At 45.5% G+C, this 24,664-nt stretch carries 16 protein-coding genes and 2 tRNA genes; 13 read left to right on the forward strand and 5 right to left on the reverse strand.

The window, feature by feature from the left end:
* Positions 1-110: 110 nt before the first annotated feature.
* From DP923_RS02680 to rodA, 5 genes are read left to right on the forward strand one after another with little or no spacing between them, the layout of a single operon-like run.
* Positions 111-1,136 (forward strand): rod shape-determining protein, encoded by a 1,026-nt coding sequence (locus DP923_RS02680; protein WP_112304092.1) that lies wholly within the window; start codon positions 111-113, stop codon positions 1,134-1,136.
* 9 nt (positions 1,137-1,145) lie between these two features.
* Positions 1,146-2,012, forward strand: coding sequence for a rod shape-determining protein MreC (gene mreC / locus DP923_RS02685; RefSeq protein WP_112304094.1), 867 nt, complete (start codon positions 1,146-1,148; stop codon positions 2,010-2,012).
* Positions 2,002-2,529, forward strand: a complete 528-nt coding sequence (locus tag DP923_RS02690) for a hypothetical protein (RefSeq protein ID WP_112304096.1) — start codon at positions 2,002-2,004, stop codon at positions 2,527-2,529. The genes mreC and DP923_RS02690 overlap by 11 nt, the downstream gene beginning before the upstream one ends.
* Positions 2,530-4,362 carry a penicillin-binding protein 2 gene (mrdA, locus tag DP923_RS02695; RefSeq protein WP_112304097.1) on the forward strand — a complete coding sequence of 611 codons (1,833 nt, stop codon included), beginning with the start codon at positions 2,530-2,532 and terminating at the stop codon, positions 4,360-4,362.
* A 2-nt stretch (positions 4,363-4,364) separates the two neighbouring features.
* Entirely contained in the window at positions 4,365-5,687 is a 1,323-nt protein-coding gene (gene rodA, locus DP923_RS02700) for a rod shape-determining protein RodA (protein ID WP_112304099.1), read from the forward strand.
* A gap of 16 nt (positions 5,688-5,703) precedes the next feature.
* Here rodA and tcmP read toward each other — a convergent pair whose 3' ends face one another.
* Positions 5,704-6,816, reverse strand: a complete 1,113-nt coding sequence (tcmP, locus tag DP923_RS02705; RefSeq protein WP_112304101.1) for a three-Cys-motif partner protein TcmP — start codon at positions 6,814-6,816, stop codon at positions 5,704-5,706.
* 296 nt (positions 6,817-7,112) lie between these two features.
* Here tcmP and DP923_RS02710 point away from each other — a divergent pair, with 296 nt between their 5' ends.
* The 4 genes from DP923_RS02710 to DP923_RS02730 all read left to right on the forward strand — a co-directional run bounded on the left by DP923_RS02710 (position 7,113) and on the right by DP923_RS02730 (position 12,903).
* The gene (locus tag DP923_RS02710) at positions 7,113-8,561 is read left to right on the forward strand and encodes a phytoene desaturase family protein (protein ID WP_112304103.1); all 1,449 of its coding nucleotides are present in this window, start codon (positions 7,113-7,115) and stop codon (positions 8,559-8,561) included.
* 173 nt (positions 8,562-8,734) lie between these two features.
* Positions 8,735-10,243, forward strand: a complete 1,509-nt coding sequence (locus DP923_RS02720; protein WP_125047618.1) for a DUF6056 family protein — start codon at positions 8,735-8,737, stop codon at positions 10,241-10,243.
* Between the two features lie 256 nt (positions 10,244-10,499).
* Positions 10,500-11,987 (forward strand): MBOAT family O-acyltransferase, encoded by a 1,488-nt coding sequence (locus DP923_RS02725; RefSeq protein ID WP_112304110.1) that lies wholly within the window; start codon positions 10,500-10,502, stop codon positions 11,985-11,987.
* A gap of 133 nt (positions 11,988-12,120) precedes the next feature.
* Positions 12,121-12,903 (forward strand): hypothetical protein, encoded by a 783-nt coding sequence (locus DP923_RS02730; RefSeq protein WP_125047620.1) that lies wholly within the window; start codon positions 12,121-12,123, stop codon positions 12,901-12,903.
* Positions 12,904-13,107: 204 nt separating this feature from the next.
* Here the strand turns inward: DP923_RS02730 and DP923_RS02735 are convergent.
* From DP923_RS02735 to mutS, 3 genes are all read right to left on the reverse strand, one after another.
* Positions 13,108-13,191, reverse strand: a tRNA-Leu gene (locus DP923_RS02735).
* A gap of 74 nt (positions 13,192-13,265) precedes the next feature.
* Positions 13,266-13,341, reverse strand: a tRNA-Gly gene (locus tag DP923_RS02740).
* Between the two features lie 173 nt (positions 13,342-13,514).
* Positions 13,515-16,142, reverse strand: a complete 2,628-nt coding sequence (gene mutS / locus DP923_RS02745) for a DNA mismatch repair protein MutS (RefSeq protein WP_207801926.1) — start codon at positions 16,140-16,142, stop codon at positions 13,515-13,517.
* Between the two features lie 407 nt (positions 16,143-16,549).
* Between mutS and DP923_RS02750 the strand changes: the two genes are divergently transcribed.
* The 4 genes from DP923_RS02750 to DP923_RS02765 all read left to right on the forward strand — a co-directional run bounded on the left by DP923_RS02750 (position 16,550) and on the right by DP923_RS02765 (position 21,743).
* Positions 16,550-17,089 (forward strand): RNA methyltransferase, encoded by a 540-nt coding sequence (locus tag DP923_RS02750; RefSeq protein WP_112304114.1) that lies wholly within the window; start codon positions 16,550-16,552, stop codon positions 17,087-17,089.
* A gap of 258 nt (positions 17,090-17,347) precedes the next feature.
* Complete coding sequence (locus DP923_RS02755; protein ID WP_112304116.1) at positions 17,348-19,837, forward strand: outer membrane beta-barrel family protein; 2,490 nt, start codon at positions 17,348-17,350, stop codon at positions 19,835-19,837.
* A gap of 68 nt (positions 19,838-19,905) precedes the next feature.
* Entirely contained in the window at positions 19,906-20,919 is a 1,014-nt protein-coding gene (locus DP923_RS02760; RefSeq protein WP_112304118.1) for a dipeptidase, read from the forward strand.
* Positions 20,920-21,083: 164 nt separating this feature from the next.
* Positions 21,084-21,743 (forward strand): hypothetical protein, encoded by a 660-nt coding sequence (locus DP923_RS02765; protein WP_112304120.1) that lies wholly within the window; start codon positions 21,084-21,086, stop codon positions 21,741-21,743.
* Between the two features lie 465 nt (positions 21,744-22,208).
* Here DP923_RS02765 and DP923_RS02770 read toward each other — a convergent pair whose 3' ends face one another.
* Complete coding sequence (locus DP923_RS02770; RefSeq protein WP_239020914.1) at positions 22,209-24,551, reverse strand: M20/M25/M40 family metallo-hydrolase; 2,343 nt, start codon at positions 24,549-24,551, stop codon at positions 22,209-22,211.
* Between the last annotated feature and the right edge of the window lie 113 nt (positions 24,552-24,664).

A 24,664-nucleotide genomic window follows, 5' to 3' on the forward strand; every position in this document is an offset into this window, starting at 1 on the left:
GAACAACAGTATTATTTCCGCTGAATTTAACTAATTTTACCGTTAGCTTTTAGTTAGAAATATTATATATTTAAATATAAAGAGGCTTTACAGGCCTCATCCACTACAAAATGGGACTATTTAATTTTTTCACAAGTGATATAGCCATTGATTTGGGTACCGCCAATACCCTGATCATACATAACGATAAAATTGTGGTAGACGAGCCTTCTATTATCGCCGTTGACCGTACCACAGGCAAAGTGCTTGCTATTGGCCGCCAGGCCATGCAGATGCACGAAAAAACCCACGAAAACATCAAAACCATACGCCCGCTGAAAGATGGCGTAATTGCCGATTTCCACGCTGCTGAAGAAATGATCCGTGGCATGATCCGCATGATTGATACGGGTCGCCGCTTGTTTCAGCCTTCGCACCGCATGGTTATCTGTATTCCTTCGGGCATTACGGAGGTAGAGAAACGTGCCGTACGCGACTCTGCCCAGCACGCCGGCGCCAAAGAAGTATGGATGATACAGGAGCCGATGGCTGCTGCCATTGGTATTGGCATAGACGTAGAACAGCCGATTGGCTCTATGATTGTGGATATCGGGGGCGGTACAACTGAGATTGCCGTTGTGGCCCTTTCAGGTATTGTCTGCGACCAGTCTATCCGTATTGCCGGCGATGTGTTTACCAAAGATATCCTGGATTACATGCGCCGCCAGCACAACCTGCTGATCGGGGAACGCTCCGCAGAAAAGATCAAAATTGAAGTGGGCGCTGCCCTTCCGGAACTGGAAAACCCGCCAGCTGATTACGAAATCCGTGGTCGCGACCTGATGACCGGTATTCCGAAAGTTATAAAAGTAACCTACCAGGAAATCGCGATCGCACTGGATAAATCAGTTTCTAAAATTGAAGAAGCCGTTCTGAAAGCGCTGGAAATAGCGCCACCGGAACTGTCTGCTGATATTTACGACAACGGTATTCACCTGACGGGTGGCGGTGCATTGCTGCGTGGCTTTGATAAGCGCCTGGCTGCTAAAACCAAGCTTCCGATCCATATTGCAGAAGATCCGTTGCGTGCCGTGGTACGTGGTACTGGGGCTGCCATTAAAAACATCGAAGGCTTTAAAAACGTCCTTCTGACGTAATACAGGCACATGCGGAATCTTTTTGCATTTATTTACCGGTTCCGTGCGTTCCTGCTGTTCGTTCTGCTAGAGGTGCTGTGCGTTTTCCTGATTGTGCGCTACAACACGTACCAGGGCGCAGCTTTCTTTAACTCAGCTACAAAGTATGCAGGGCAGGTACTCGAGTTTCAGAGTGGTGTTACGGATTATTTCCGGTTGGCTTCCATTAACAATACGCTGGCGCGCGAAAATGCATTGCTACGCGAAGAACTGCTGGATTTCAGGAAACAAAGTATAACAGACAGTACGCAAAGCCTGGATACAACCTATTATGCGTCTGCCGACACCCTGAAACAGTACCCATATCTGCTGCATGCTGGCCGTGTGATCAACAACTCGGTGCGCCGGACAAACAACTACCTGACGCTCTCGATCGGGGCGGCAGATGGCGTAAAGCCGGGCATGGGTGTAATTGCCTCTAACGGTACTGTAGGCCGCATCAAAACCGTTTCGGAAAAGTATGCAACTGTTACTTCTTTGCTACACTCGCAGTTACTGATCTCGGCTAAAATTAAAAAGAGCAACACCTTCGGCACCATTAAATGGACGGGTGGCAATTATCGCCTTGCCAACCTGGAGTACATTCCGCTACACGTAAAACCCGCTAAAGGCGATACCATTGTAACAAGCGGCTTCAATACGGTATTCCCGGAGGGCATTATGGTAGGCACGATCAGCTCTGTAGAAAAGGAAATGGACAAAAGCTTTTATACCATAAAGGTGAAGCTGGCCGTTGATTTTGCACAGCTCTCCTACGTGTATGTAGTGGAAAACCCCTATAAAGCAGAACGGGATACGTTAGAACAAAACGCAGGTATACTTCCAGATGAACAGTAGTTTCGGCATAAAATACATTGTACAGTTTATACTGTTTGTAGCGCTTCAGATTCTGCTGATGGATAATCTGGTGCTTTTCAGTACGGGTTTCTGCTTTATTTATGTGGCTTTTCTGTTGTTTCTGCCAATTGGTATAAACAAAGTATGGCTATTGTTTCTAGGGTTTCTGGTTGGGTTTACGGTGGATATTTTTTACGATACCATGGGCATTCATGCAGCTGCCAGTGTGCTGCTTGCTTATCTCAGAACACATCTTTTGAACCTTCTGACGCCACGTGATGGTTACGATACAAACGATGCAGCTAACATACACATAATGGGTTGGCGCTGGTACCTGGTTTATACGTTTACACTGCTGCTTTTTCATCATCTGGCGGTCTTCTTCCTGGAAACAATCAGCTTTGGAACCGTCTGGTATACGCTGTTAAAAGTTGTAGCAAGTACCTTGTTTACCGGCATCGTCCTGATTATTGTGCAACTGCTGTTCTTTTCATCCAAAAGGGCGAGTAGAACTTAAATGAATTATTTAGAGAACCGAAAATATATTATTCAGGGCATTTTTCTGATCGTAGGAATCGTGTTTGCCCTGCGCCTGTTTCACATTCAGGTAATTGATAGCAGTTACAAGCAAGCCGCTGAGACAAACGCGATCAAGTCCATTATCCAATATCCTTTCCGGGGTTTGATTTACGACCGCAACGGCCAGTTGATGGTGCAGAATACGCCCGTTTACGACCTGATGGTGATTCCGAAAGAAGTAAAGCAACTGGATACTTTACACCTGAGCCAGGTACTTCAGCTACCCCCCCTCGAAATCCGCGAGCGCCTGAAAAAAGCCCGTACTTTTTCGTATGTGCAGCCTTCCGCTTTTTACCAGAAACTAAGCACCGAAGAATTTGCACAGATACAAGGCAGCCTAATCGACTTTCCGGGGTTTTACATCAACGCCCGTACGGCACGTGGTTATCCGCACCAGAGTTTATCGCACGCCTTGGGTTATATTGCTGAGATCAGCCCGAGGCAGCTCGAAGATTCCAGTTACGCGGGTTACCGCCCTGGCGATTATATCGGAAAAAGCGGCATCGAGCTGGAGTACGAGAAATTTCTGATGGGCAAGCGTGGCGTAAAGTATAAGATGGTGAACGTGCGCGGCATCGAGAAAGGCCCTTTTAAAGGAGGAGCTTTTGATACGCTTTCGGTAGCCGGACAAAACCTGATCAGTACCATTGACCTGGATCTGCAAGCGTATGGAGAATACCTGATGAACGGCGCAAAAGGCAGCATAGTAGCCATAGAGCCTGCTACCGGCGAAGTACTGGCCTATATCTCTGCCCCTTTCTACGACCCGAACCTGTTTACTGGCAAAGATTACGGCAAGAACTACATGAAGCTGCTGACTGACCCGGATAAGACCATGTTTAACCGCCCGATTATGGCGAGCAGCAACCCGCCCGGCTCTATCTTTAAAATGGCCCAGGCACTTGCTGCCTTACAGGAAGGCATTATTACGCCTGGCACTGGCTACCCTTGTAACCAGCGCCTTGTAAAATGTTCGCACGCACATACCCCGCCTTCCACACTAGCTATTGCCATCGAAGAGTCCTGTAATCCATACTTTTACCAGGTAATGCGGTCTATGGTTAACCAGGGTAAATCCAAGAATATCTTTACAGATACTTCCATCGGCCTGAAAGAATGGCGGAAACATATTACCAGCTTTGGCTTTGGCACAAAACTAGGCATCGATCTTCCGAACGAGAAGCAGGGTATCATAGCTTCTCCTGAGATGTATGATAAGATCTATGGCAAAAACCGCTGGAAATTCTCTACTATTTATTCGCTGAGTATAGGCCAGGGCGAACTAGGCGTTACGCCTCTGCAGATGGCCAATTTTATGGCCATTATTGCTAACCGGGGCTATTATGTGGCTCCGCATATTATCCGATCGGTTGGTGAAAACGGAAAGCCGCTGCCTGAGTATCTGAAAAAGAATTACACAACAGTAGACGCCAAACATTTTGCGCCTGTAGTAGATGGCATGGCTGCCGTAATAACATCGGGTACAGGCAGAAACTCATCTTTAGCGCATATCGGCATTCAGGTATGTGGCAAAACCGGAACAGCGGAAAACCCACAGGGAAAAGACCACGCCGTATTTGTAGCTTTCGCACCAAAGGATAATCCAAAAATTGCCATTGCAGTGTATGTAGAAAACGCTGGTTTCGGAGCGCAGTCTGCTGCCCCGATTGCCGGCCTGATGATGGAAAAATACCTTACTGATTCTATCTCTGCTAAAGTACAGTGGAAAGAAAAATGGGTATTAAGCCGCCAGTATTTGAATATTAAGTAAGGATGCCAGCAGAACCAACCATACCAAAGTATAAAATAGCGACGCGCAGCAGTAACCGCACATCGCGCAGTTTCCCCGTTCACATAGATTGGGTAACAATACTGCTATACTTCCTGTTAGTTGGCCTGGGCTGGATGAATATTTATGCCGCCGTTTACAGCCCCGATAATGTAGTAAACATCCTGAGTTTTGATATTAACTCCGGTAAGCAGCTTGTCTGGATCTCGGCAGCGGTGGTGCTCATTATTATACTTCTGGTGGTTGATTACAAAGTATACGAACACCTCGCCTACCCCATTTACGGCACCATTATTTTACTATTGCTGGTCACGCTGGTGGTTGCAAAACCGATTGCAGGTTCCAGGTCTTGGCTCGATCTGGGTGGCGGAATCAGGTTACAACCCGCCGAACTGGCTAAATTTGCGACAGCTTTAGCGCTTTCCAAATACCTGAGCAGCGTGAGCCTGCGCCAGCAAAAGTTAATGGACCAGGTTAAACTGGCTGCTATTACCCTGTTGCCGCCTGCTATTATCATACTTCAAAACGAAACAGGATCGGCGCTGGTGTTTGCCTCGTTCATACTTGCTTTCTTTAGAGAGGGTATGTCGCCGCTTATACTTATTATCGGCGGAACGGCTGCGGCTATTTTTATACTTACGTTGCTGGTGCCCAAGCTCTACCTGATCATCGGTATTATACTTTTGATGGGCGCTGCCGTGTGGCTGGATTACCGCCTGATGCGACGCATTAAAACCATGATCGCCATGCTGGGCGTTGTAATTGCGATGATCTTTAGTGTGGATTACTTTGTAAACAGCATTCTGCAGCCACACCAGCAAAACCGTATCAAAGCACTTATAAACCCCGAAGCCGACCCGCTTGGCTATGGCTGGAACGTAACACAATCCAAGATTGCAATTGGCTCCGGTGGCTTAATCGGGAAAGGCTTCCTGGAAGGTACACAAACCAAATTCGATTTCGTGCCCGAGCAAAGTACCGACTTTATTTTTTGTACCATCGGCGAAGAACATGGCTGGGTGGGCAGCACCATCCTGATCGGTCTATTTCTGTTTCTGCTGATCCGGATTGTAAGTATAGCCGAGCGCCAGAAATCCGTTTTCGGCCGGACGTATGGCTATTGTGTAGCGTCTATTATCTTCTTCCATTTTGTAATTAATGTAGGCATGACAATCGGGCTGGCACCTGTGGTGGGTATTCCGCTGCCATTCTTTAGTTACGGGGGCTCGTCGTTGTGGTCGTTTACCATCCTGCTTTTTATCCTGATCGCTATCGATGCCAACCGCAGCCAGGACCTGTCACGCTAACGTATAAATTTATACTTTACTTTTTATACCTGATAATAGAAGTATAGGTTAAGGCGCTGATAGTTTGCCCTGTTTTGGGATTCACAAAAATTACTTTGCCCTGCTGTTTTAGTATCTGGTAAGCAACTTTGTAATTATCACGGCTGTAGTTTGTGCCAACATTGTCTTTTTCGTAGATGCTTTGCAAGGTCTTGTTGTTATAAACACTTGCTTTCTGCAAAATGGTATCTACCAGGTTTACAACCGAATACATATAATACTCCTGAAAAAGCCCCATTTGATTTTGCTGTAGGTTTGCTCCAAATAATGGCACAGCATCCTCCTGAAACTCAGTATACCCTAACATCAGCTCTTTCAGACTTGTATAAGCGGCATCTGTTTTCACAGCAAGGAGTAGGTATTGGTTGGTCTGCTTTTTATCAAATGCGTTAATCCTGAACTCAAATAAAGTATAGCCTTTGGCTGCGAATACTGTTTTAAACGTAGCCAATGCAAAAGCTTCTCTTTTTGCAGCATCTCGTACCGTTTTATAATACGCTTTGATATCGGTTAGTTTTTCGCTGAATAACTCCTGTAGCTGGGGACTTGGTTTTTTGGTTTTAACAGCGGCATTTATACTTTCAAAATCGAAAAGCATGACCAGGTCAGCGTTCCATCGCTGACCCAGCCCAAGTATAAATTCCTGCGCCACCACATCCTGAAAAGGGTTCAGGAAAGCTAAAGCAGGCAAACCAGTACCTATTTGCTCTGGCAACAACTCCTCATTTTCTGCTGCCGGAAAGCGGATAGGCTTATGAACCAGTGCATCATAATAAGGCAGGTTATTTATACTTTCTTCCAATTCGGCTAATGTTGTTTCTGCCGGATCATGAAATATAACCTGTACTGCCTTATTCAGATCGAAGTTGGTGCCGGAGCTCCTGAAAATGGTATCCAGAATTTTGAAAAGGGCAGCCGGTCCCTGCCCTGCACTCAAATCAAAGTATAAAATGGCTGGGCTTAACCTTTCTCTCTGGTTCGATAATATGACTTTGCACCAAACCACAAAATACTGGCTCAAGATCTCTGTTTTTATGGCAGATAAGCTTCTTTCTTTTTTGAAAAAGTCATTGGGTTTAATGTCGGCCATGCAATTTAAAAGTATACGCTCTTGCTTCCGGTACAAAATTAAGGATATAAATTTTATAGCCTTTTGGTTACACCGAAGCCTGTTTTTACTGCGCTGCCAACTAAATAGTTTATGCTAAACTAATAAACCGGTGCTGCCCAACAACCTGCCATCGTTACCCGTACTGAAACTGCATGTTGCAACCTCATAAACAGGAAGCTTTATAATTAAGCTAAAGGCTAAATTTACATTAGATTTTAGTTCAATAAAGCAGCTGTACTTTCATCGTTGCTTCACCCAATTTTACTTAAAACATAGTGGATAAAAGAGATTTTGATGCGGTTGTGGTGGGCTCTGGCCCTAATGGTTTGGCAGCTGCCATTGCCATGCAACAGGCCGGCCTTTCGGTGCTCCTCCTCGAAAGTAAAGATACCATTGGCGGTGGCCTGCGCTCAGCAGAACTAACGCAACCCGGTTTTGTACACGATATCTGTTCGGCTATACACCCACTTGCTGCTGATTCTCCATACTTTAAAACACTGCCCTTACACGCGCACGGCCTCGAGTTTATTACGCCGCCAATAGCAGCTGCGCACCCGTTTGATAATGGAACAGCTGCTGCGTTGGGTCTTTCGCTGGATGAAACTGCCCGCCAATTAGGCAAAGATGCAACTTCATACTTGCGCCTGATAAAACCTTTGGTCCATAATTGGGCAAAACTTGCTCCCGACACACTGGGCCCCTTAACTATCCCGAGTCACCCGGTTGCCATGGCACGATTTGGATTAAGTGCCCTGATGCCTGCCACCGAGTTAGCAGCTATGCATTTTAAAACTACTGAAGCCCGTGGGTTATGGGCAGGTATGGCAGCGCATTCCATTCAGCCGCTCTCTAACCTGGCTACTTCGGCTATTGGTTTGGTTTTGATGGCGATGGGGCACATTAATGGCTGGCCTATTCCGAAAGGCGGATCACATAGCATCGCAAAAGCCCTTTCCTCCTACTTTGTTATGCTGGGCGGAAAGATCGAAACTAATTTCCATGTCAGTTCGCTTAAACAATTGCCTTCTGCACATGCTGTGTTACTGGACGTAACACCCAAGCAGCTTCTGCAAATTGCCGGGCACACGTTCTCGCCGCTTTACAAGTGGCAACTGGAGCGGTATCGTTATGGGATGGGCGTTTTTAAAATAGACTGGGCGCTGGATGGGCCTATTCCGTTTACTGCGCCAGCATGCAGGCAAGCCGGCACCATACACCTGGGCAATACACTGGAAGAAATTACCCAAAACGAAGAATTAACATCTAAAGGCAGGCATCCGGAAAAACCTTTTGTACTGCTGGCGCAGCAAAGTTTATTTGATGCTACGCGCGCTCCTGCGGGCAAACATACAGCCTGGGCGTATTGCCATGTACCAAACGGTTCCGAAACAGACATGACCGAAGCCATCGAAAAACAAGTAGAGCGCTTTGCCCCTGGCTTCCGGGATCTTATATTAGCCAGGCATACCATGCATACTTCCCAGATGGAAGCCTACAATCCCAACTACATCGGCGGAGATATTAACGGTGGCATAATCGACATTGGCCAGCTTTTCACGAGACCGGCCCTGCGTCTCTCTCCTTACCGAACCTCCACAAAAGGCATTTACATCTGCTCGTCCTCCACGCCTCCCGGTGGTGGTGTACACGGCATGTGCGGTTACCATGCTGCCAAGCGTGCTTTAAAGGATATCTTTAAGTTAAAGATTGCGCCGCTGGGGTGATTAGTCTATTCCTACGCTGATTGCCAGAATCTTTTATAACATTAACTATCGTTTATAATACCATGCTATAAATTCAATTTTAATCGAGGCTTTACTTTTGTTTTGAACTAAGTTTATACCTGCCCACGCTGCTTAGGCAGTATTTATTTATCTTTAAAGTCTCATTTAAAGATATGCACCAAAACCTAAAACAGCCCAACCATTATTATTTTGAATTAATAATTACGATAGGGCTTTACACCATAATTCCGTTCCTGCTGCTTTGTGCATTTAACCAGCCTACAGTTGATGATTTTGACTATGCCTTCAGGGATAACCAGAATGACTTTTTAGCCACACAAGCAGAAACTTATTATAACTGGTCGGGCAGGTACTTTTCCACAGCTATTTCAAGAATAAATCCTATTAGGTTTGGATCTTGGGTTGGGTATAAAATAGGTTCGTTGTTAATAATAGCAAGTATTGTTCTATCAATATATGCGCTGATCTCTACCCTATCCAGGAAATCAAAACTTAAAGTAAAGCTTTCACTTACAGCTCTTTTTACAATATTATACTTCAGTCTGCTGCCAGACATTTCCCGCGGCTTTTATTACATGACACATTATTTTGTCTATCAGCTTCCGAATATCCTGACTATAGTATTTCTGATTCTGCTACTAAACTTTATTAAGCTAAGTAACCGATCAACTAAACTTATTTACCTGGGAGGTATGATTGCAGTATGTGTTGCTATTGTTGGCATCAATGAACTATCACTCATTTATTTGATGACGACTTTAGCATTTATCGTATTTAACGCATGGCGCAGTTCACATCCGGCATTTAAATATATGCTCTTCGTTTTTACCTGCAGCCTGATAGCGTGCCTGGCTATGATATTAGCACCAGGCAATTACGTTCGGATGGGCCTTCAGTCAGGAGACACAGGCAATTTTCTTTGGTCAGTTTTAGCTTCTATTATACTTATACCAACCTACTTTTATAAATGGGGTTTGTCTTTGGCGATAGTTTCTATCCTTTACTTAATGCTTTGGAGAAAGGTAATTACATTTAAGGCAGGTTATAACGCGCTATTCAAGGCTCCCTTAAGTTTATCGGTTTCGGTTTTTCTGATAACACTTTTCTTAATGAACTTTGCCTATACCTGGTCAGTGGGAGGGGTTCCGATGGATAATGTTGAAAATGTGATTTACTTCTATTTTGTATTAGGCTGGTTTTACAATTTACACATCCTGATGGAGAAGTTTTCTTTGCAGTTCAGGCAAATACGATACTCGCCTGTTCTTGCTTCTTTTGTTATGTTTACTTTTTTGCTGCTTGTATTCAATGTAGATAATAACATCAGCACAGCTTATCTTGATCTATTATCAGGGAAAGCTGAGAGGCATAACAGAGAACTTAATGACCGTTATGCCTTCCTAAAAACTTCCGGTTGCCAAAACTGTATTGTTAAGCCGCTAACCGAAATGCCTAAAAGCTTGTACATTTATGACTTAACGCCATACATTGAAGGGACAGAATCTCCGGTAAATGCTGCTATGAGAAAGTACTTTAAAAAGGAAAGTATTTATTTATCATCCCCAGGACCTACTGGCTATCCCACAGGAGAGGATAATTTAACAACTCTACATGCTATCGGAAGAAAATTAAAGCATAAAGTTTTAGGGGATGGGCATTAACATTTCCACTTACTAAATCCAAGTAGTAGCGTTACACAAGTTGTAATTGAAGCTTGTACAAGCTAACAATAAGTGAGACGTGCCGAGTAAATCAAAACAATAAACCTTTTAAGTAAATGGTTTATTGAATTATACAGCTTCTCATGCTAATATAATTTATAAAGCTGGAGCATATATAATGCGCTTTAATTTTTGTCAATGCTTTAATACTACATAAGAAAGTATCAATTTTGCACTTGCTAAATTGTACGATTTTATGTTATTCAACTCTTTTGAGTTCCTCGTCTTTTTCCCGACAGTCGTTCTGCTGTATTTTCTATTGCCTTACCGCTTCAGGTGGGTGTTGCTGCTGATTGCCAGTTATACCTTTTACATGTTCTGGCGTGTGGATTATGCAGTCATTCTGGTTATCTCAACCGTCATTGATTATGTCTGTAGCAGGATGATGGACAAATATCCAATAGAGCGGAGCAGAAAACGTAAGCCCTGGTTGTGGCTTAGCTTGCTTTCTAACCTGGGTATTCTGTTTACCTTTAAGTATTATAACTTCTTTAATACTGCTGCCAGGGATCTGGCTCAGGTGCTGGATGTGCCTTATGCGGCCCCTGCCTTTGAACTGCTTTTGCCGATGGGTATCTCTTTCTATACCTTCCAGACCATGAGCTACACGATTGATGTATACTATGGCCATATAAAAGCGGAAAAGCATTTTGGCATTTTTGCCCTCTTTGTAACCTTCTTTCCCCAACTGGTAGCAGGCCCGATTGAACGGGCTGGCAACCTGCTGGACCAACTCAAACAGAAGCACGACTTCAATTACCAGCGCGTAACAGACGGTCTGAAGCTGATGGCCTGGGGCTTGTTTAAAAAAGTAGTCATTGCTGACCGTTTGGCTGTTATGGTAAACCAGGTCTATAACAACCCGACAGAGTATGAAGGCATACCCTTAATTATAGCCACTGTTTTCTTTGCCTTCCAAATATATTGCGATTTCTCCGGTTACTCTGATATTGCCATTGGCTCGGCTCAGGTAATGGGTTTTAAACTGATGGAAAACTTCAGGAGGCCTTACTTCTCTAAATCGATCAGGGAGTTTTGGGGCCGCTGGCATATTTCCCTTTCTACCTGGTTCAGGGATTACCTGTATATTCCCTTAGGGGGTAACCGAGTAGTGAAATGGCGCTGGTATTATAATCTCTTTATAGTTTTCCTGGTAAGCGGGCTCTGGCACGGGGCCAACTGGACTTTTATCGTATGGGGTGCTTTACACGGCTTCTATCAAATATTTGGAAGTATAACGGCTGACAACAGAAATGCTATTATAGAAAACAGTGGCCTCACCAAATACCCGGCCTTGTATAATGTCATACAAGTAGGGACTACCTTTGCCCTTGTTTGCTTTGCCTGGATCTTCTTTAGAGCCAATAATATCACAGATGCCTGGTATATTGTCACTCACATGTTCACTGGCCTTGCTGAGAGTGCTAAAGCTATTGTTTCTAATCACGACTTTGCCAGGGAACAGTTCCTTTATTTAGGACAAGCAAAGGAGGTCTTTTTCTTTACTGTATTGTTCATGCTGATACTCTTAACCGCAGAGCTGGCGAAGAGGAAACAGAGTTTAAGAATCGCGCTTAGCGCATCACCTTTTTATATTAGATGGGCTCTTACTTATGCATTATTATTAACAATACTTTTATTCGGGTTTTACCAAAGAAATGAATTTATATACTTCCAATTCTAGTAAAACAAACAGACGTCTGCTTATAAGGTGTGTTGTTTTTTATTGCGGCTTTCTGTTATTAGGCACCCTAATCGAGAAGTATATATTTTCGGTAGCACGCAAAGCGACTATAGGTCCATCCGGCAAAATAGCCATGATCATGAATCATAGTATTGATGCTGACATTCCAATATTTGGTTCATCGGTTGCGCTTGAGCATTTTAATCCTGCTTTACTAACTAAAGCAACAGGCCATAGTGCTTATAACTTTGGATTTGAGGGAACCAAATTAAACCAATATGGGGGATTACTCGAAGAGTTTAACACATACTCAAATGCAGAGTTTGTAGTGATTGCAGGAACAGTTAATGAATTTTCAGAAAGCAACTTCGCAACCTATAAATCAAACTACATTCCATTTTTAAAGAATGGCAAAATCTATACTTTTCTAAGTAACCTTGAGCCAAGAACATTTTTCCTACTCCGTTATGTGCCCTTCTATTCTTTTACTTTCTTTAACAACAACTATTACAAAGAGATTTTTGATAGTAATAATGTAAAAGGAGATCCACTAAAAGGTTTTTACCCTGAAAATAACGTATGGGAAGCAGGTGATTCGAAATCGGCTATTAAGTATAAAATTGATTTGGAATCAATAGAAAGATTCAGGCGTGTAGTACAGAAAATAAATTTAAAGGAGAGAAAAGTAATCCTTATTCTTGCTCCCATTTACATTGAAGGACAAAAACAAATTACTAATTTAAATCAGATAAGAGAAATCTATAAAAGCCTAGCAGGAGCCGAAAATATATTTATGGATTTCACAGAAAGTAATATCTGTAACAGGAAAGAGCTTTTTTATAATAACACCCATTTAAATATTGCTGGAGCAGATTTATTTTCAAAAGAATTTTCGGAGAAATTCTCAGCGCTTTAAACAAGTATCTTAACTGACTTATTGTTTAATAGTAAATACTATCACAGTAAAAGCTTTATACTAAGCATGTTCCAGTAACAAAACGCGCTAGAAGAAGTACTAAACAAAGAAAAGCAGAAAACCCCTTAAACATGAAAAACCCGCTTAAACAGTGTTTAAAGCGGGTTTTTCTGATTTTGTGATCTTCTAAAAATACTAAAAATGTACCAGGAGCGGGAATCGAACCCGCACGAGCTTGCGCTCACAAGATTTTAAGTCTTGCGTGTCTACCAGTTCCACCATCCCGGCATCACCCGAGCGTTATCGGAGTGATTTCATTAAAAAACAAAGACGTTGTTTTTAGTACAACGTCTTTGTTAAAATGGAGCGGGAGACGGGGTTCGAACCCGCGACCTCGACCTTGGCAAGGTCGCGCTCTACCAACTGAGCTACTCTCGCATTTTGCCGTTTACCAAACCGTTTCAGCGATTTAGTGATACAAAGATATGGACTAAATTTTAGAAGTCAAGAGCCGGCACCAAAAATATTTTCATCAAAAGTGCTTTTACCTGATTTTCAGCCACAAAAATTTAAAATTATTTTCAATGGGCTTCAGATTTATACTTCTAGCTCTATCTCAGAGCTGGTTTTTGCTTGTCATTTAAGAGTAATTTCAGCTCGTTGAGCTTCAAAAGTGCTTCTACCGGTGTAATGGTATTAATGTCAAGTTGCTCCATCAGCTCTTTTATGCGCAACAGTTGCGGGTCGTTGAGCTCGAACATACTAAGCTGGTAATTATTTTTGGGCGCAGACTTCAGGCGCTGCTGCGGAGCCTGCTCGGCTACTTTCTCTTTTTCTAGGTGATGCATGATCTCATCGGCGCGCAAAACCACACTGTTCGGCATACCGGCCATCTGGGCCACGTGTATCCCGAAGCTATGCTCGCTACCGCCTTCCACCAGTTTGCGCATAAACAGGATCTTTCCTCCTGCTTCACGTACCGATACATTGTAATTCTTTACGCGTGGCAGTTCTTCGGCTAGTTGGTTCAGTTCGTGGTAATGCGTTGCGAAAAGTGTTTTGCCTTTATACTTCGGGTGGTTGTGCAAATGCTCCACAATGGCCCAGGCAATCGAAATACCATCATAGGTACTGGTACCGCGGCCAATCTCATCCATTAGCACCAGGCTCCTATCTGATAAATTATTTAATATACTGGCTGTTTCAGTCATCTCCACCATAAACGTGGATTCGCCTTTGGATAAATTATCCGAAGCACCTACCCGGGTAAAGATTTTATCGATGATGCCGATACTTGCCGCCTCAGCCGGAACGAAAGAACCGATCTGCGCCATCAAGACAATAAGAGCCGTCTGGCGAAGCAGGGCACTTTTACCGGCCATATTGGGGCCTGTAATGATGATGATCTGCTGCGTTTCGTTATCTAAAAATATATCGTTCGGGATATACGTTTCACCTAAGGGCAGTTGTTTTTCGATAACCGGGTGGCGGCCCTTCTTAATATCCAGCACGTGGCTGTCGCTCACTTCGGGCTTAACATAGTGATGGCTCAGCGCTATGCCTGCAAACGAACTGAGGCAGTCGATTACGCCGATTACTTTGGCGTTTTGCTGTACCTGGGCTACATAATCCAGGGCGTGCAACACCAGCTCATTAAACAAGCCAAATTCTATCGTATAAATGCGGTCTTCTGCATTCAGAATTTTTTCTTCATAAGTCTTCAGTTCTTCCGTGATGTAGCGCTCGGCATTTACCAGCGTCTGTTTGCGTATCCAGGTTTGCGGCACTTTATCCTTGTGGGCGTTACTTACTTCCAGGTAATAACCGAACACCTTGTTATAAGCAATTTTCAGGGAACTGATGCCGGTATTCTGTGCTTCGCGGCGTTGCAACTGTGCCAGGTAATCTTTGCCCGAAAAAGCTATACTTCGGAGTTCATCCAGCTCGGCATGTACGCCTTCGTTTATCATATTGCCCTGGTTGGCCAGCATCGGTACTTCTGGCTTCAGGATGTTTTTGATCTCTTCGCGCAGACCGTCGCAGGGTGCCAGTTGGGCCGCCAGTTTTTGTAGTGCCGGAATATAGCTTAAGGCCAGTTGGTTCTGAATCGGGACAATCGCATCGAGGGCTTTTGCCAGTTGTACCAGCTCCCGCGGGTTTACACGCCGCACGGCCACTTTCGAGATCAGGCGCTCCAGGTCGTTTATACTTTTGAGGTGTTTGGTGAGATCAGCCAGTAAACTTTCATTCCTAGTCAGCGCTTCTACCGTATCCAGTCTTTTCTGTATCTGCACAGCATCTTTCAGCGGCAGCACGACCCATTTCTTAAGCAAACGCGCTCCCATTGGCGTTACGGTATGGTCGAGTACCTGAATCAGGGGCACACCTTCCTGATGCTGCGGGTAAAGCAGTTCGAGATTACGTACCGTAAACCGATCGAGCCATACATACTTGTCTTCTTCGAGGCGCGAGATGGTAGCAATGTGGCTGATCTCGTTGTGCTGTGTTTCGGAGAGATAATGCAGTATAACGCCCGCCGAAATGATGCCTTCGGTCATACCTTCGATACCAAACCCTTTAAGCGAGGCCGTACCAAACTGGCGGGTTAAAGACTCATAAGCGAAGTCATAGTTGAAAACCCATTCTTCCGGGGCAAAGTATCGGAAATCCGGTCCGTAGCTCTCAAAAAAGGTTTCTTTCTCGCGTTTACAGAACAGCACTTCGGCCGGAGCCAGGCTTTGTAGGAGTTTACCAATATAATTCTTATCGCCCTGCGCCGTTATAAATTCTCCTGTGGATATATCCAGAAAAGAAATACCGGTCTCGGATTTGCCAAAATGAACGGCCGCCAAATAGTTATTGCTGCGGCGCTCCAGCACCTGGTCGTTAAACGATACGCCCGGCGTTACGAGTTCGGTTACGCCACGCTTCACAATGCCTTTCACCGATTTCGGGTCTTCGAGCTGGTCGCAGATGGCCACGCGCTCGCCGGCACGCACCAGTTTTGGCAAATAGGTATCAAGGGAGTGGTGCGGAAAACCGGCCAGCGCAATTTCGGAAGGCGATCCGGCACCGCGTTTGGTAAGTACAATGTCCAGAATCTTACTTGCCTTTACCGCATCTTCGCCAAAGGTTTCGTAAAAATCCCCTACCCTGAAAAGCAGCAAAGCCCCCGGATGCTTCGCCTTGATGGCGTTGTACTGCTTCATAAGTGGGGTTACGGTGCTTTCTGCTTTCATACTTTATGTACTGATTATGAATTCTGAATTTGAAATCAGGATGGTTTACCCACCCCTAACCCCTCCAAGGAGGGGAATTTATACTTTATACTTTCTCAACAACGTCTCGCTGTTTCGGATCTGTGATCCGGAACCCACGCAAAAGCAGATTTGCAATCCGCATACACTGCCTGTAGCAACAACCTTAGCAATTGTGGATCACAGATCCGGGTTTGCCATACTTTCGGATTGCAAATCCGAAAGAGTTTTTAACTTCAATTAGGTTATACTTTCTTAACAATTTAGCCCGCCAACTATTTAACCATGCAGCTATAATTTGATTTCTGCCTTATCTGCCTGACCTTTGCAGCAATGCAGACAACGTTAAATCTAACATCTATTGTCTAGCGTCTAAAATCTAACTTAGAATGCGTAAACTATCCATGGACGACCTGAACCGGGATTCGGTTGAGGACTTCAAAAATAAGAAAAAAATACCGTTAGTCTTGGTGCTTGATAACGTGCGAAGCCTGAACAATGTAGGTTCTGTTTTCCGGACGGCCGATGCGTTTATGGTGGAGAAAATTTATCTCTGCGGCATTACCGGCACTCCTCCGCACCGCGATATTGAGAAAACTGCGTTGGGCGCAACCGAATCTGTGGCATGGCAGCATGTGCCCGATACTTTGGAACTGGTAAAAGAATTAAAAGCTCAGAGTTATAAAATCGGTTCGGTGGAGCAGGCCGAGCAAAGTATAAAACTGAATGCTTTTCAGCCGGAGACGGGACATGCTTATGCGCTGGTGCTAGGCAACGAGGTTTTTGGCGTGGAGCAGGACGTAATTAACCATTCGGATTTTGTGCTGGAGATTCCGCAGTTCGGCACCAAACATTCGCTTAATATTTCGGTAGCGACAGGTGTAGTAGTCTGGGATTTCCTGAGTAAAGTAATGTCCCAGGAAGTATAAATCTATACTTTTAAAGTATAAAGTAAGCACAGGCAAAGTTCCCTTATTGCGAGGAGGCTTTGCCTGTTTTTGTTTTATCCAGAAGCACATCTTTTCCATCCGGTTTCTAAAATAAGTATAAAAAATTAAACTAAAGTGCTCAGTGGCTGTCTTATACTTCAGGTAATCGCGTTAGTATTTTAGAGCATTCTACGCCACTAACAAAAACCTGCATCTGGCAAGCCCAGCATTTTCGCGCCTTTTTACACGATTAAAACTATGAAACCGATGAGCAAATTATACTTTTTTATACTTCTGTTTTTAGCATCCCCGGCTATACTTCTGGCGCAGCAGCCAACAGGTTCTGGCAAGGTAAGCGGCAAATTAACCGATGCTGCCACCAACGCGCCGCTCGGGTTTGCCAATGTGGTATTGCTTTCAGCTGCGGATTCGAGTTTGGTAACGGGCGCTACTTCGGATATAGAAGGTACATTTTTACTGGACCGGGTGCCGATGGGCCGGTTTATACTTCGGATTTCGATGGTAGGCTACCCAAGCCGGTTTATACCCAATGTTATACTTTCGGCAAGCGCGCCGCAGGCTGCGGTGGGCACCATCGCGTTAAAAGGAACAGCCACGCGCCTTAACGAAGTAGAAATTACAGCCCAACGCCCGTTGGTGCAGTATGATCTCGATAAAAAAGTAGTGGATGTAAGCCAGGATATTGCCGCAGAAAGTGGAACCGTAGCTGAAGTTTTGCAGAACGTACCCGCCGTAACCGTAGATGTGGATGGCAACGTAAGCCTGCGCGGCAACACCAACGTAACAGTGCTGATAGATGGAAAACGCTCATCGCTGGCTAACCTGACGCTGGATCAGATTCCGGCCAACCTGATTGAAAGTATAGAACTGATCACGAACCCTTCTTCTAAGTTTGACCCGGAAGGCTCATCGGGCGTCATCAACCTCATCCTGAAAAAAGAGAAAAAACCCGGTTTTAACGGCTCTGCTACCGTAAACGCCGGCACTTACGATAACTATAACACCTCGCTCAACCTGAATTACCGCTACAACAAATGGCAGCTAAACAGTGGCTACGATTTCAGGTACCGTACCAGGCCCGGCAACAGCAATAGCTTCACTACTTACACACCCGAAAACGGCCCGGTTACATTTCAGGACAGGCAAAGCGACCAGGATAGCCGCGACGTATCGCATAACTTCCGTTTTGGAGCTGATTATTACCTGACGCCCCGGCAAACCATATCGGCTTCGGCGCTGTACCGCTTTGGCAAAGACACTGGTAGAAACAATGTAACCACCCGTTTCCTAGACCAGAACAGGTTACTGAACAGCACCGAAATACGCAACACCAACGAGCAGGAAAACGAAAATGCCATCGATCTGACATTGGGTTATCGCCTGACATTTGATAAAAAAGGACAGGAACTGACAGCGGATGTTTTGTACAACACCAACGTAGATGATGAAAACACGGATTATTTCGAATCTATACTTGGTGCCGAAACACTGCCCGAACTACAGAACACACTAACCGATGATGCCAATACCCGCTTTACGGCGCAGGCCGATTATGTGCATCCATTGGCTGAAAACAGCCGCTTAGAGGCCGGTTTCCGCAGTTCTATTCAGCAGCTCGATACAGATGCGCGCTTTTTCGATTTTAATTATGAAACCAACACCTGGCAGTTCAACAACCTCATCAGTAACCATTTTGTGTATGATGAACAAGTGCACGCTGCCTACGGAAACTACAGCAACAAGTACAAAAGTATAAGCTACCAACTAGGGCTTCGTGCCGAGCAAACGATTACCACCGCCAACCAGATTACACAGGAACTGCCGCCCTTCGAGAACAACTATTTCAGTCTTTTCCCGAGTGTGTTTGTTACCAAAGATTTTAACACGGATAACAAGCTACAGTTCAGTTACAGCCGCCGCATTAACAGGCCGCGCAGCCGCTTCCTGGACCCGTTCGTGGACCTCAGCGATAAGTATAATGTGGATTACGGAAACCCGGAACTGAAACCCGAATTTATTAACTCGCTGGAGTTGGGCTACCTGAAATACTGGGGAAATTCTTCGTTCAATATCACGACATTTTACCGCCACACCACCGACCAGATTCAGCGCTTCCGGACGGTGCAGCCTTTGTTGGGCGAGAATGGCTTACCGGAACTGGATGAGCAGGGCAACCCGGTTAACCGCACCGAAACTACCTTCCTGAATTTATCAAGCGGCACCTCTTACGGCGTAGAATTATCTGCTACGCACAGCCTGACCAACTGGTGGAAACTGAACGGTGGTGTCACCGGCTTCCAGACAGAGCTGAACGATGCAGGGGGCGACACGGAACTTAGTAATAGCCAGCTCAGCTGGAACGCTAAACTAAACTCTACGGCCACCATCCTAAAGAACCTCGACATACAACTTTCCGGGAGTTACCGCGCGCCGATGGTGACGATACAAGGCCGCATGGAAGAAATGTTCAGCGCTGACCTGGGCCTGAAAAAAGATGTGCTCAAGAAAAGAGGTACCATTAACCTGCGCCTGACCGATATTTTTAATACCCGCGAATTTAATTTTGTGAGTTTCAACGATAATTTCCGGTCGGAGAGCAATAATAAACGGCAGTCGCGCATTTTATACTTGGGCTTTACCTATCGCCTGAATTCTGATGGTAACAATCAGCGCAACCGTCCGCAACGCGAAGAACAAGGCGGTGACCTGGACGAGGATATGAACTAAGAAATTGATTCCAAAAAAATAAGCCTAAAGTTTTATACCTTAGCCAACTGTAAAGAAATTAACTATTTATGACGCAAACACCTGCCACACGCCTCCCGATCATTGATACGCACTGCGACCTGCTGGTATATTTAACCGACGTACCCGGCGCAGCCACCGACAAAGCTGAAGACATTGGCTGTTCGATGCCCCGCTTATCAGAAGGAAACGTGAAGTTGCAGGTAATGGCCATTTACTGCCCCACCGAAGCTGGCAGCACACAATACGCAGGTCTGCAAAGTAAAATGTTTAAGCAACTAGCCGAAGCGGAAAACTGCCTTACTGCCATAAAAGATGCGGCCGGCCTTAACCAGATATTACAAACCACCGACCAACGTGTGGGCATGGTAGCCGCCATCGAAAACGCTTCGGGCTTTTGCGAAGAAGACGAACCGCTGGAAGATGGCTTCAAGAAGCTGGAAAAAATAATTGATGAATGCGGCACTATACTTTACATCAGCTTTACCCACCATGCGGCCAACCGCTTTGGCGGCGGAAACAACACCACGCAAGGCATTACCACCGACGGCCGCATGCTGCTCGATTACCTGCACGGTCGCCGGATAGCCGTGGATTTGTCGCATACCAGCGATGCATTGGCGCATGATATATTGCGGCACATAGATGTGGAGCGACTGGATATTCCGCTGCTGGCCAGCCACTCTAACTTCAGGCCGGTTTGGCACCACAACCGCAACTTACCTGATGAACTGACACAGGAACTTATCCGCCGCAACGGCCTGATCGGCATGAATTTCCTGAGAGCTTTTGTAAACGACGACGACCCGGAAGCACTGGTGCAGCACATCTTATATGGTATAAACAACGGAGCCGAAGACGCTATCTGCTTTGGGGCCGATTATTTTTATACGCTTGGCAGCACCGATATTTCCCGGGACCCGTATTATTTTAAAGAGCACGATCAGGCATCCAGCAGTTATCATTATATCCTAAACCGCCTGAAAGACTTGTTGCCCGAGCAACAAGTACACAAGCTTGCTTACCAGAATGCCGCCCGCTTTATAGAACGCATCTGGTCTTAAAAAAACTACATTACTTAACACTACCCGTGGAGTTGGCAACAGGTAACAAAAATTTATATATAGATTGTCTGCCATGTTTTGAAAAATTGCGTATACGCTGAAACAGTTTCTGTACCACCACTTGTATAGCCACTGTTCTATGTTAGAATTAAGCTAAATAGCCTATGGATGCTCTGGACTATACACCGCACTACGTTCAAATAAATGAGCTTTACATCGATTCTGTTGTAATAGACGATACCGAGTTTATTACACTCTGGTGCTTTTCGGTGCTGGATGATGAGTACAAGTTCATTTACCTGGGCTGTGATTTCACGCAGTTTAACCAGATCCTGATCGCGGCCGGTGAAAAAGGCAACGAGATTGCGTTGCACATGGCAGGCATCCTGAACAAGCCTTACGACACGCCCACTGTTATCCCGATAAAAGAGCAGTTTAACGAATACCTGGAGCTTACCGGCCACGACATTATTGTATATGAGCCCCTAGCTGTAGAGGACGATGAGGAAGAGTTTGAGGAGGACGATGATGACATTCCGATCGAACAGCTTTTTGGTGGTAAGCAAAACAAGACGCAACAGAAATACCTGATCTATCAATTAGATAAACTATACCCTTCCAAAATTTTTGACCCTGAAAAGAAGCCAACCAGAAGTATAACCGGCTGCTTTGAAGATGATTCGCTGGAACTGGCCCAACTCTACTACGATTACCTGAATGCGGTAGAAAACGGTTATTCTGAAACCGAAGCACGGCAAGTTGCCGGTTTAGAGCGTGAGCTTTTCTTTCGGATGGCGCGTAAGGCGTCTGAGTTATGGAAGTAGATGGTTTTATACTTTGCTGGCGTAAGTACTGCCTTTCCAACTTTTAAAGTATAAGTCGTATGGTTGGCTTTTACGCTCCAAGTCCGCTGGGACTCGTTCTCGGGCATCGCGCTGTGTTCATTCCCTGCCGGGGGTAGGGGCCCTCTATAAAACGGCTGCTGCGCACCGGAAATTCACAAGGCGCTCAACCCAAGAACTGGGATAAGTTTTTCTCTTCAATCAGCCGATTTATACTTTACACAAGTATAAAGTATACTTCTGTTCAAAGCAGACGGCTTCAGCGGTTCTAACTCCCCTCCTTTTTTCAAGGAGGGGTGCCGCAGGCGGGGTGGTTAATCCATCAAGCAAAAAAGTAAGGCCTAGCCGGCGAGGCGAAAAGCTAACAATGAAATTTATACTTTAAAAGTTGAAAGCATCTTCAACGCCAGCAAAAACTTAAACTCAAAGTATAACTCCCCCTAACCTTTAGAAAACATACGTTTTCTGGACAACCGTTAAATTACTATCGCGGCCCTGCTCAGCAATAACATGCGGAGGCTTTGGCGTTTTAACCAGCGTTTGTGGCAACCCTATACTTTGGTCGTAAAGCAGCAATTTAACTTTAGCGCCTGCCGCAAGTTTTATTTCCAGCATCGCTTCTTTAGAAACAGGCAATCCATAATATCTGAAGTATAAATAGGCGCCTTCTTTTGTAACGATTGGTTGCAAGCGGAGCGGTTCGCTGTCAATTTTCAACTCCTGAATACCTGCTTTTTCATCGGACTGTAATAACACTTCCAGGTGTGCTGCATTACGTTTCGTAGCTAATTTTAATGTCAGAAACCTTTCCCCTCCTGAAGTGGAGTCTGTTAGCACTTCTGCTGTTGGTGCTGGCATAGCAAGCAGGTCAGCAGCGTTTTTCAGGTATACTTTTTCGGCCATGGGGTATACTTCTGAGAGCGGTGCTGTTGTGGAGGATGTAAAGAATTGTGCGTTCCAGCTGTCGGTGCGCTGGAAGTTTGATACCCAGAATGCTTTGTTGGTATCGGCATTTTGGTAATAGCTAACGTGGCTGTGGAGCGGCTGCCTTTCGGAGGGTTGCTCGGCTTGTACGGCACGCATTATTTCGAGGGCACCAGCCAGCAACAACACCAATGGCAACAACGGAATAGTATGCCAGCTAAAGCTCCGCTCAATAACAAGCAACATTGGTAAAAGCAGGCCAAGCAAAAGCACAAAAAGCGTCAGCGGCCCAACAGGCAACTGCAGCTCAAAAGCGGTAAACACAATCACGACCAGCGGCATCAACAAAAGTATGCCGGGCACCGAAGCAGCCAGCAAGATCAAACTATACTTCAGATCAATCTTTGTTTGACGGTGCATTTCCTGGAGCAGCACAATCAGCATCCCGCCCAGGCTAAACAGCAACGGAAAAAGCAGCACGTAGGTAGCCGATGGCACGGTGATAAAAACCATGCTCATCAGGATAAACCAAAGTATAAATACGCCCATCAGCAACGCATAAACCCGAATCCATTTAAGCACAACCCAGGTCAGGAGCAGGAAAAGGCCAAGCGCGAGCAGCAGGTACGCCAGCAGAAACAGATCTGCGTTATACAATCCGTTGTACCCATGCGCGTAGGGCAGCAGGCTCTTTACAAACGTATTGATCGGCATAAAAAGCCCCAGTATACTTACCAGCAAAAGCACGTATAAACCAAAGCCAAGTATAACCTGCTTCATGGTAAAGGCACTTTTGCGGATGCCCACCCGAAACGTAACAAACAACAGCAGCGTAGCCAAAGACACCCAAAGTATGTTCAGGCCGACGGAGTAAATAACGGCCCAGTTGCCAATTACATTGAAAAATACGGCATCAGGTGCTTTTGTTTTATTGAGTGGGATGCTCGCAAAATGGCTGGTTAATGCCAACAGGTTACTGCCGTGGTGCTGCAGGCTGTTTTGGTTCAGGTTTTCAGGCGAGTCGGTGGCTTTGTGGTAATGCACGAAGCCATCTATAAAGGCGGAATTTAAACCCGAAACACCTGCTTCTTTAAAAACAGTGAAATCGGTATCGTTGGGCATGCGGCTATAGATCTCATATGCCAGCGAGCTGGCATACGGGTAAGGCGCTGCTTTTAAGAACTGGCGGGCCACCCAGCCGTTTCCGGGGCTCATCTCAAAAGTCATACTTGGGCCGGTGTTGCCGCGCGCCTCTACGTTCAGCACCAGCGCTACTACCTTTGCCCATGGGTGCTTTTCCCGGAAGGCTTTTGCCCCGAACAGGCCATACTCTTCTCCATCGGTTAATAGAAAAATAACATCGTGCTGTAAGGGGCTGCTCTGTTGTAGTGCGCGTGCTGTTTCGAGCAAAGCTGCCACGCCTGCACCATCATCGCCGGCGCCAAGCGCGTTTGGCTGCGAGTCGTAATGGGCCATTAGCAAAACAGCTTTCCCGGATTTACCTGTACCTTTTAAGCGACCCACCACATTATACACCTGTCCTACCGATGCGCTGCTGCCCATTTCGTTTACAACGGTTGCCTGCTGCACCTGCGGGTTCAGGTTAAGCTGCTGCATTTGTGCTACCAGGTAATCGCGTACTTTGGCGTGTTCGGCGGTGCCCATGGCATGGGGGGCTCGGGCAATCTGTTGCACATGCTGCATCGCTCTTTCCGCTGAAAAATCGGTTGCAGGGGCACTTGCCGGTACAACAGCCGGAGGCGTTAAGGCATAAATACTTAGCAAGGCCAGGGCCGTGAGTGCCATCAGCAAAAAAGCTGCTATGCCATAATTCCGAAGCTGCATCGTTTTAATCTGGGTCCCCATTTATCAATGTACTATAAAAATAGCATTTTATACTTGGCTTGTATACTTCCGGGGCTACTCTTTAAAAAGAAAAAGCGCTGCCCGTTGCTGGCAGCGCTTTTTATGCGTCAGGC

The organism is Pontibacter arcticus, assembly GCF_003284895.1.
Classification (GTDB): Bacteria; Bacteroidota; Bacteroidia; order Cytophagales; family Hymenobacteraceae; genus Pontibacter; species Pontibacter arcticus.

Coding starts and splice junctions, on each gene's coding strand:
- DP923_RS02680 (WP_112304092.1), top strand. CDS start 111: ATGGGACTATTTAATTTTTTCACAAGTGATATAGCCATTGATTTGGGT.
- mreC (WP_112304094.1), top strand. CDS start 1,146: ATGCGGAATCTTTTTGCATTTATTTACCGGTTCCGTGCGTTCCTGCTG.
- DP923_RS02690 (WP_112304096.1), top strand. CDS start 2,002: ATGAACAGTAGTTTCGGCATAAAATACATTGTACAGTTTATACTGTTT.
- mrdA (WP_112304097.1), top strand. CDS start 2,530: ATGAATTATTTAGAGAACCGAAAATATATTATTCAGGGCATTTTTCTG.
- rodA (WP_112304099.1), top strand. CDS start 4,365: ATGCCAGCAGAACCAACCATACCAAAGTATAAAATAGCGACGCGCAGC.
- tcmP (WP_112304101.1), bottom strand. CDS start 6,816: ATGGCCGACATTAAACCCAATGACTTTTTCAAAAAAGAAAGAAGCTTA.
- DP923_RS02720 (WP_125047618.1), top strand. CDS start 8,735: ATGCACCAAAACCTAAAACAGCCCAACCATTATTATTTTGAATTAATA.
- DP923_RS02725 (WP_112304110.1), top strand. CDS start 10,500: ATGTTATTCAACTCTTTTGAGTTCCTCGTCTTTTTCCCGACAGTCGTT.
- DP923_RS02730 (WP_125047620.1), top strand. CDS start 12,121: ATGATCATGAATCATAGTATTGATGCTGACATTCCAATATTTGGTTCA.
- mutS (WP_207801926.1), bottom strand. CDS start 16,142: ATGAAAGCAGAAAGCACCGTAACCCCACTTATGAAGCAGTACAACGCC.
- DP923_RS02750 (WP_112304114.1), top strand. CDS start 16,550: ATGCGTAAACTATCCATGGACGACCTGAACCGGGATTCGGTTGAGGAC.
- DP923_RS02755 (WP_112304116.1), top strand. CDS start 17,348: ATGAAACCGATGAGCAAATTATACTTTTTTATACTTCTGTTTTTAGCA.
- DP923_RS02760 (WP_112304118.1), top strand. CDS start 19,906: ATGACGCAAACACCTGCCACACGCCTCCCGATCATTGATACGCACTGC.
- DP923_RS02765 (WP_112304120.1), top strand. CDS start 21,084: ATGGATGCTCTGGACTATACACCGCACTACGTTCAAATAAATGAGCTT.
- DP923_RS02770 (WP_239020914.1), bottom strand. CDS start 24,551: ATGGGGACCCAGATTAAAACGATGCAGCTTCGGAATTATGGCATAGCA.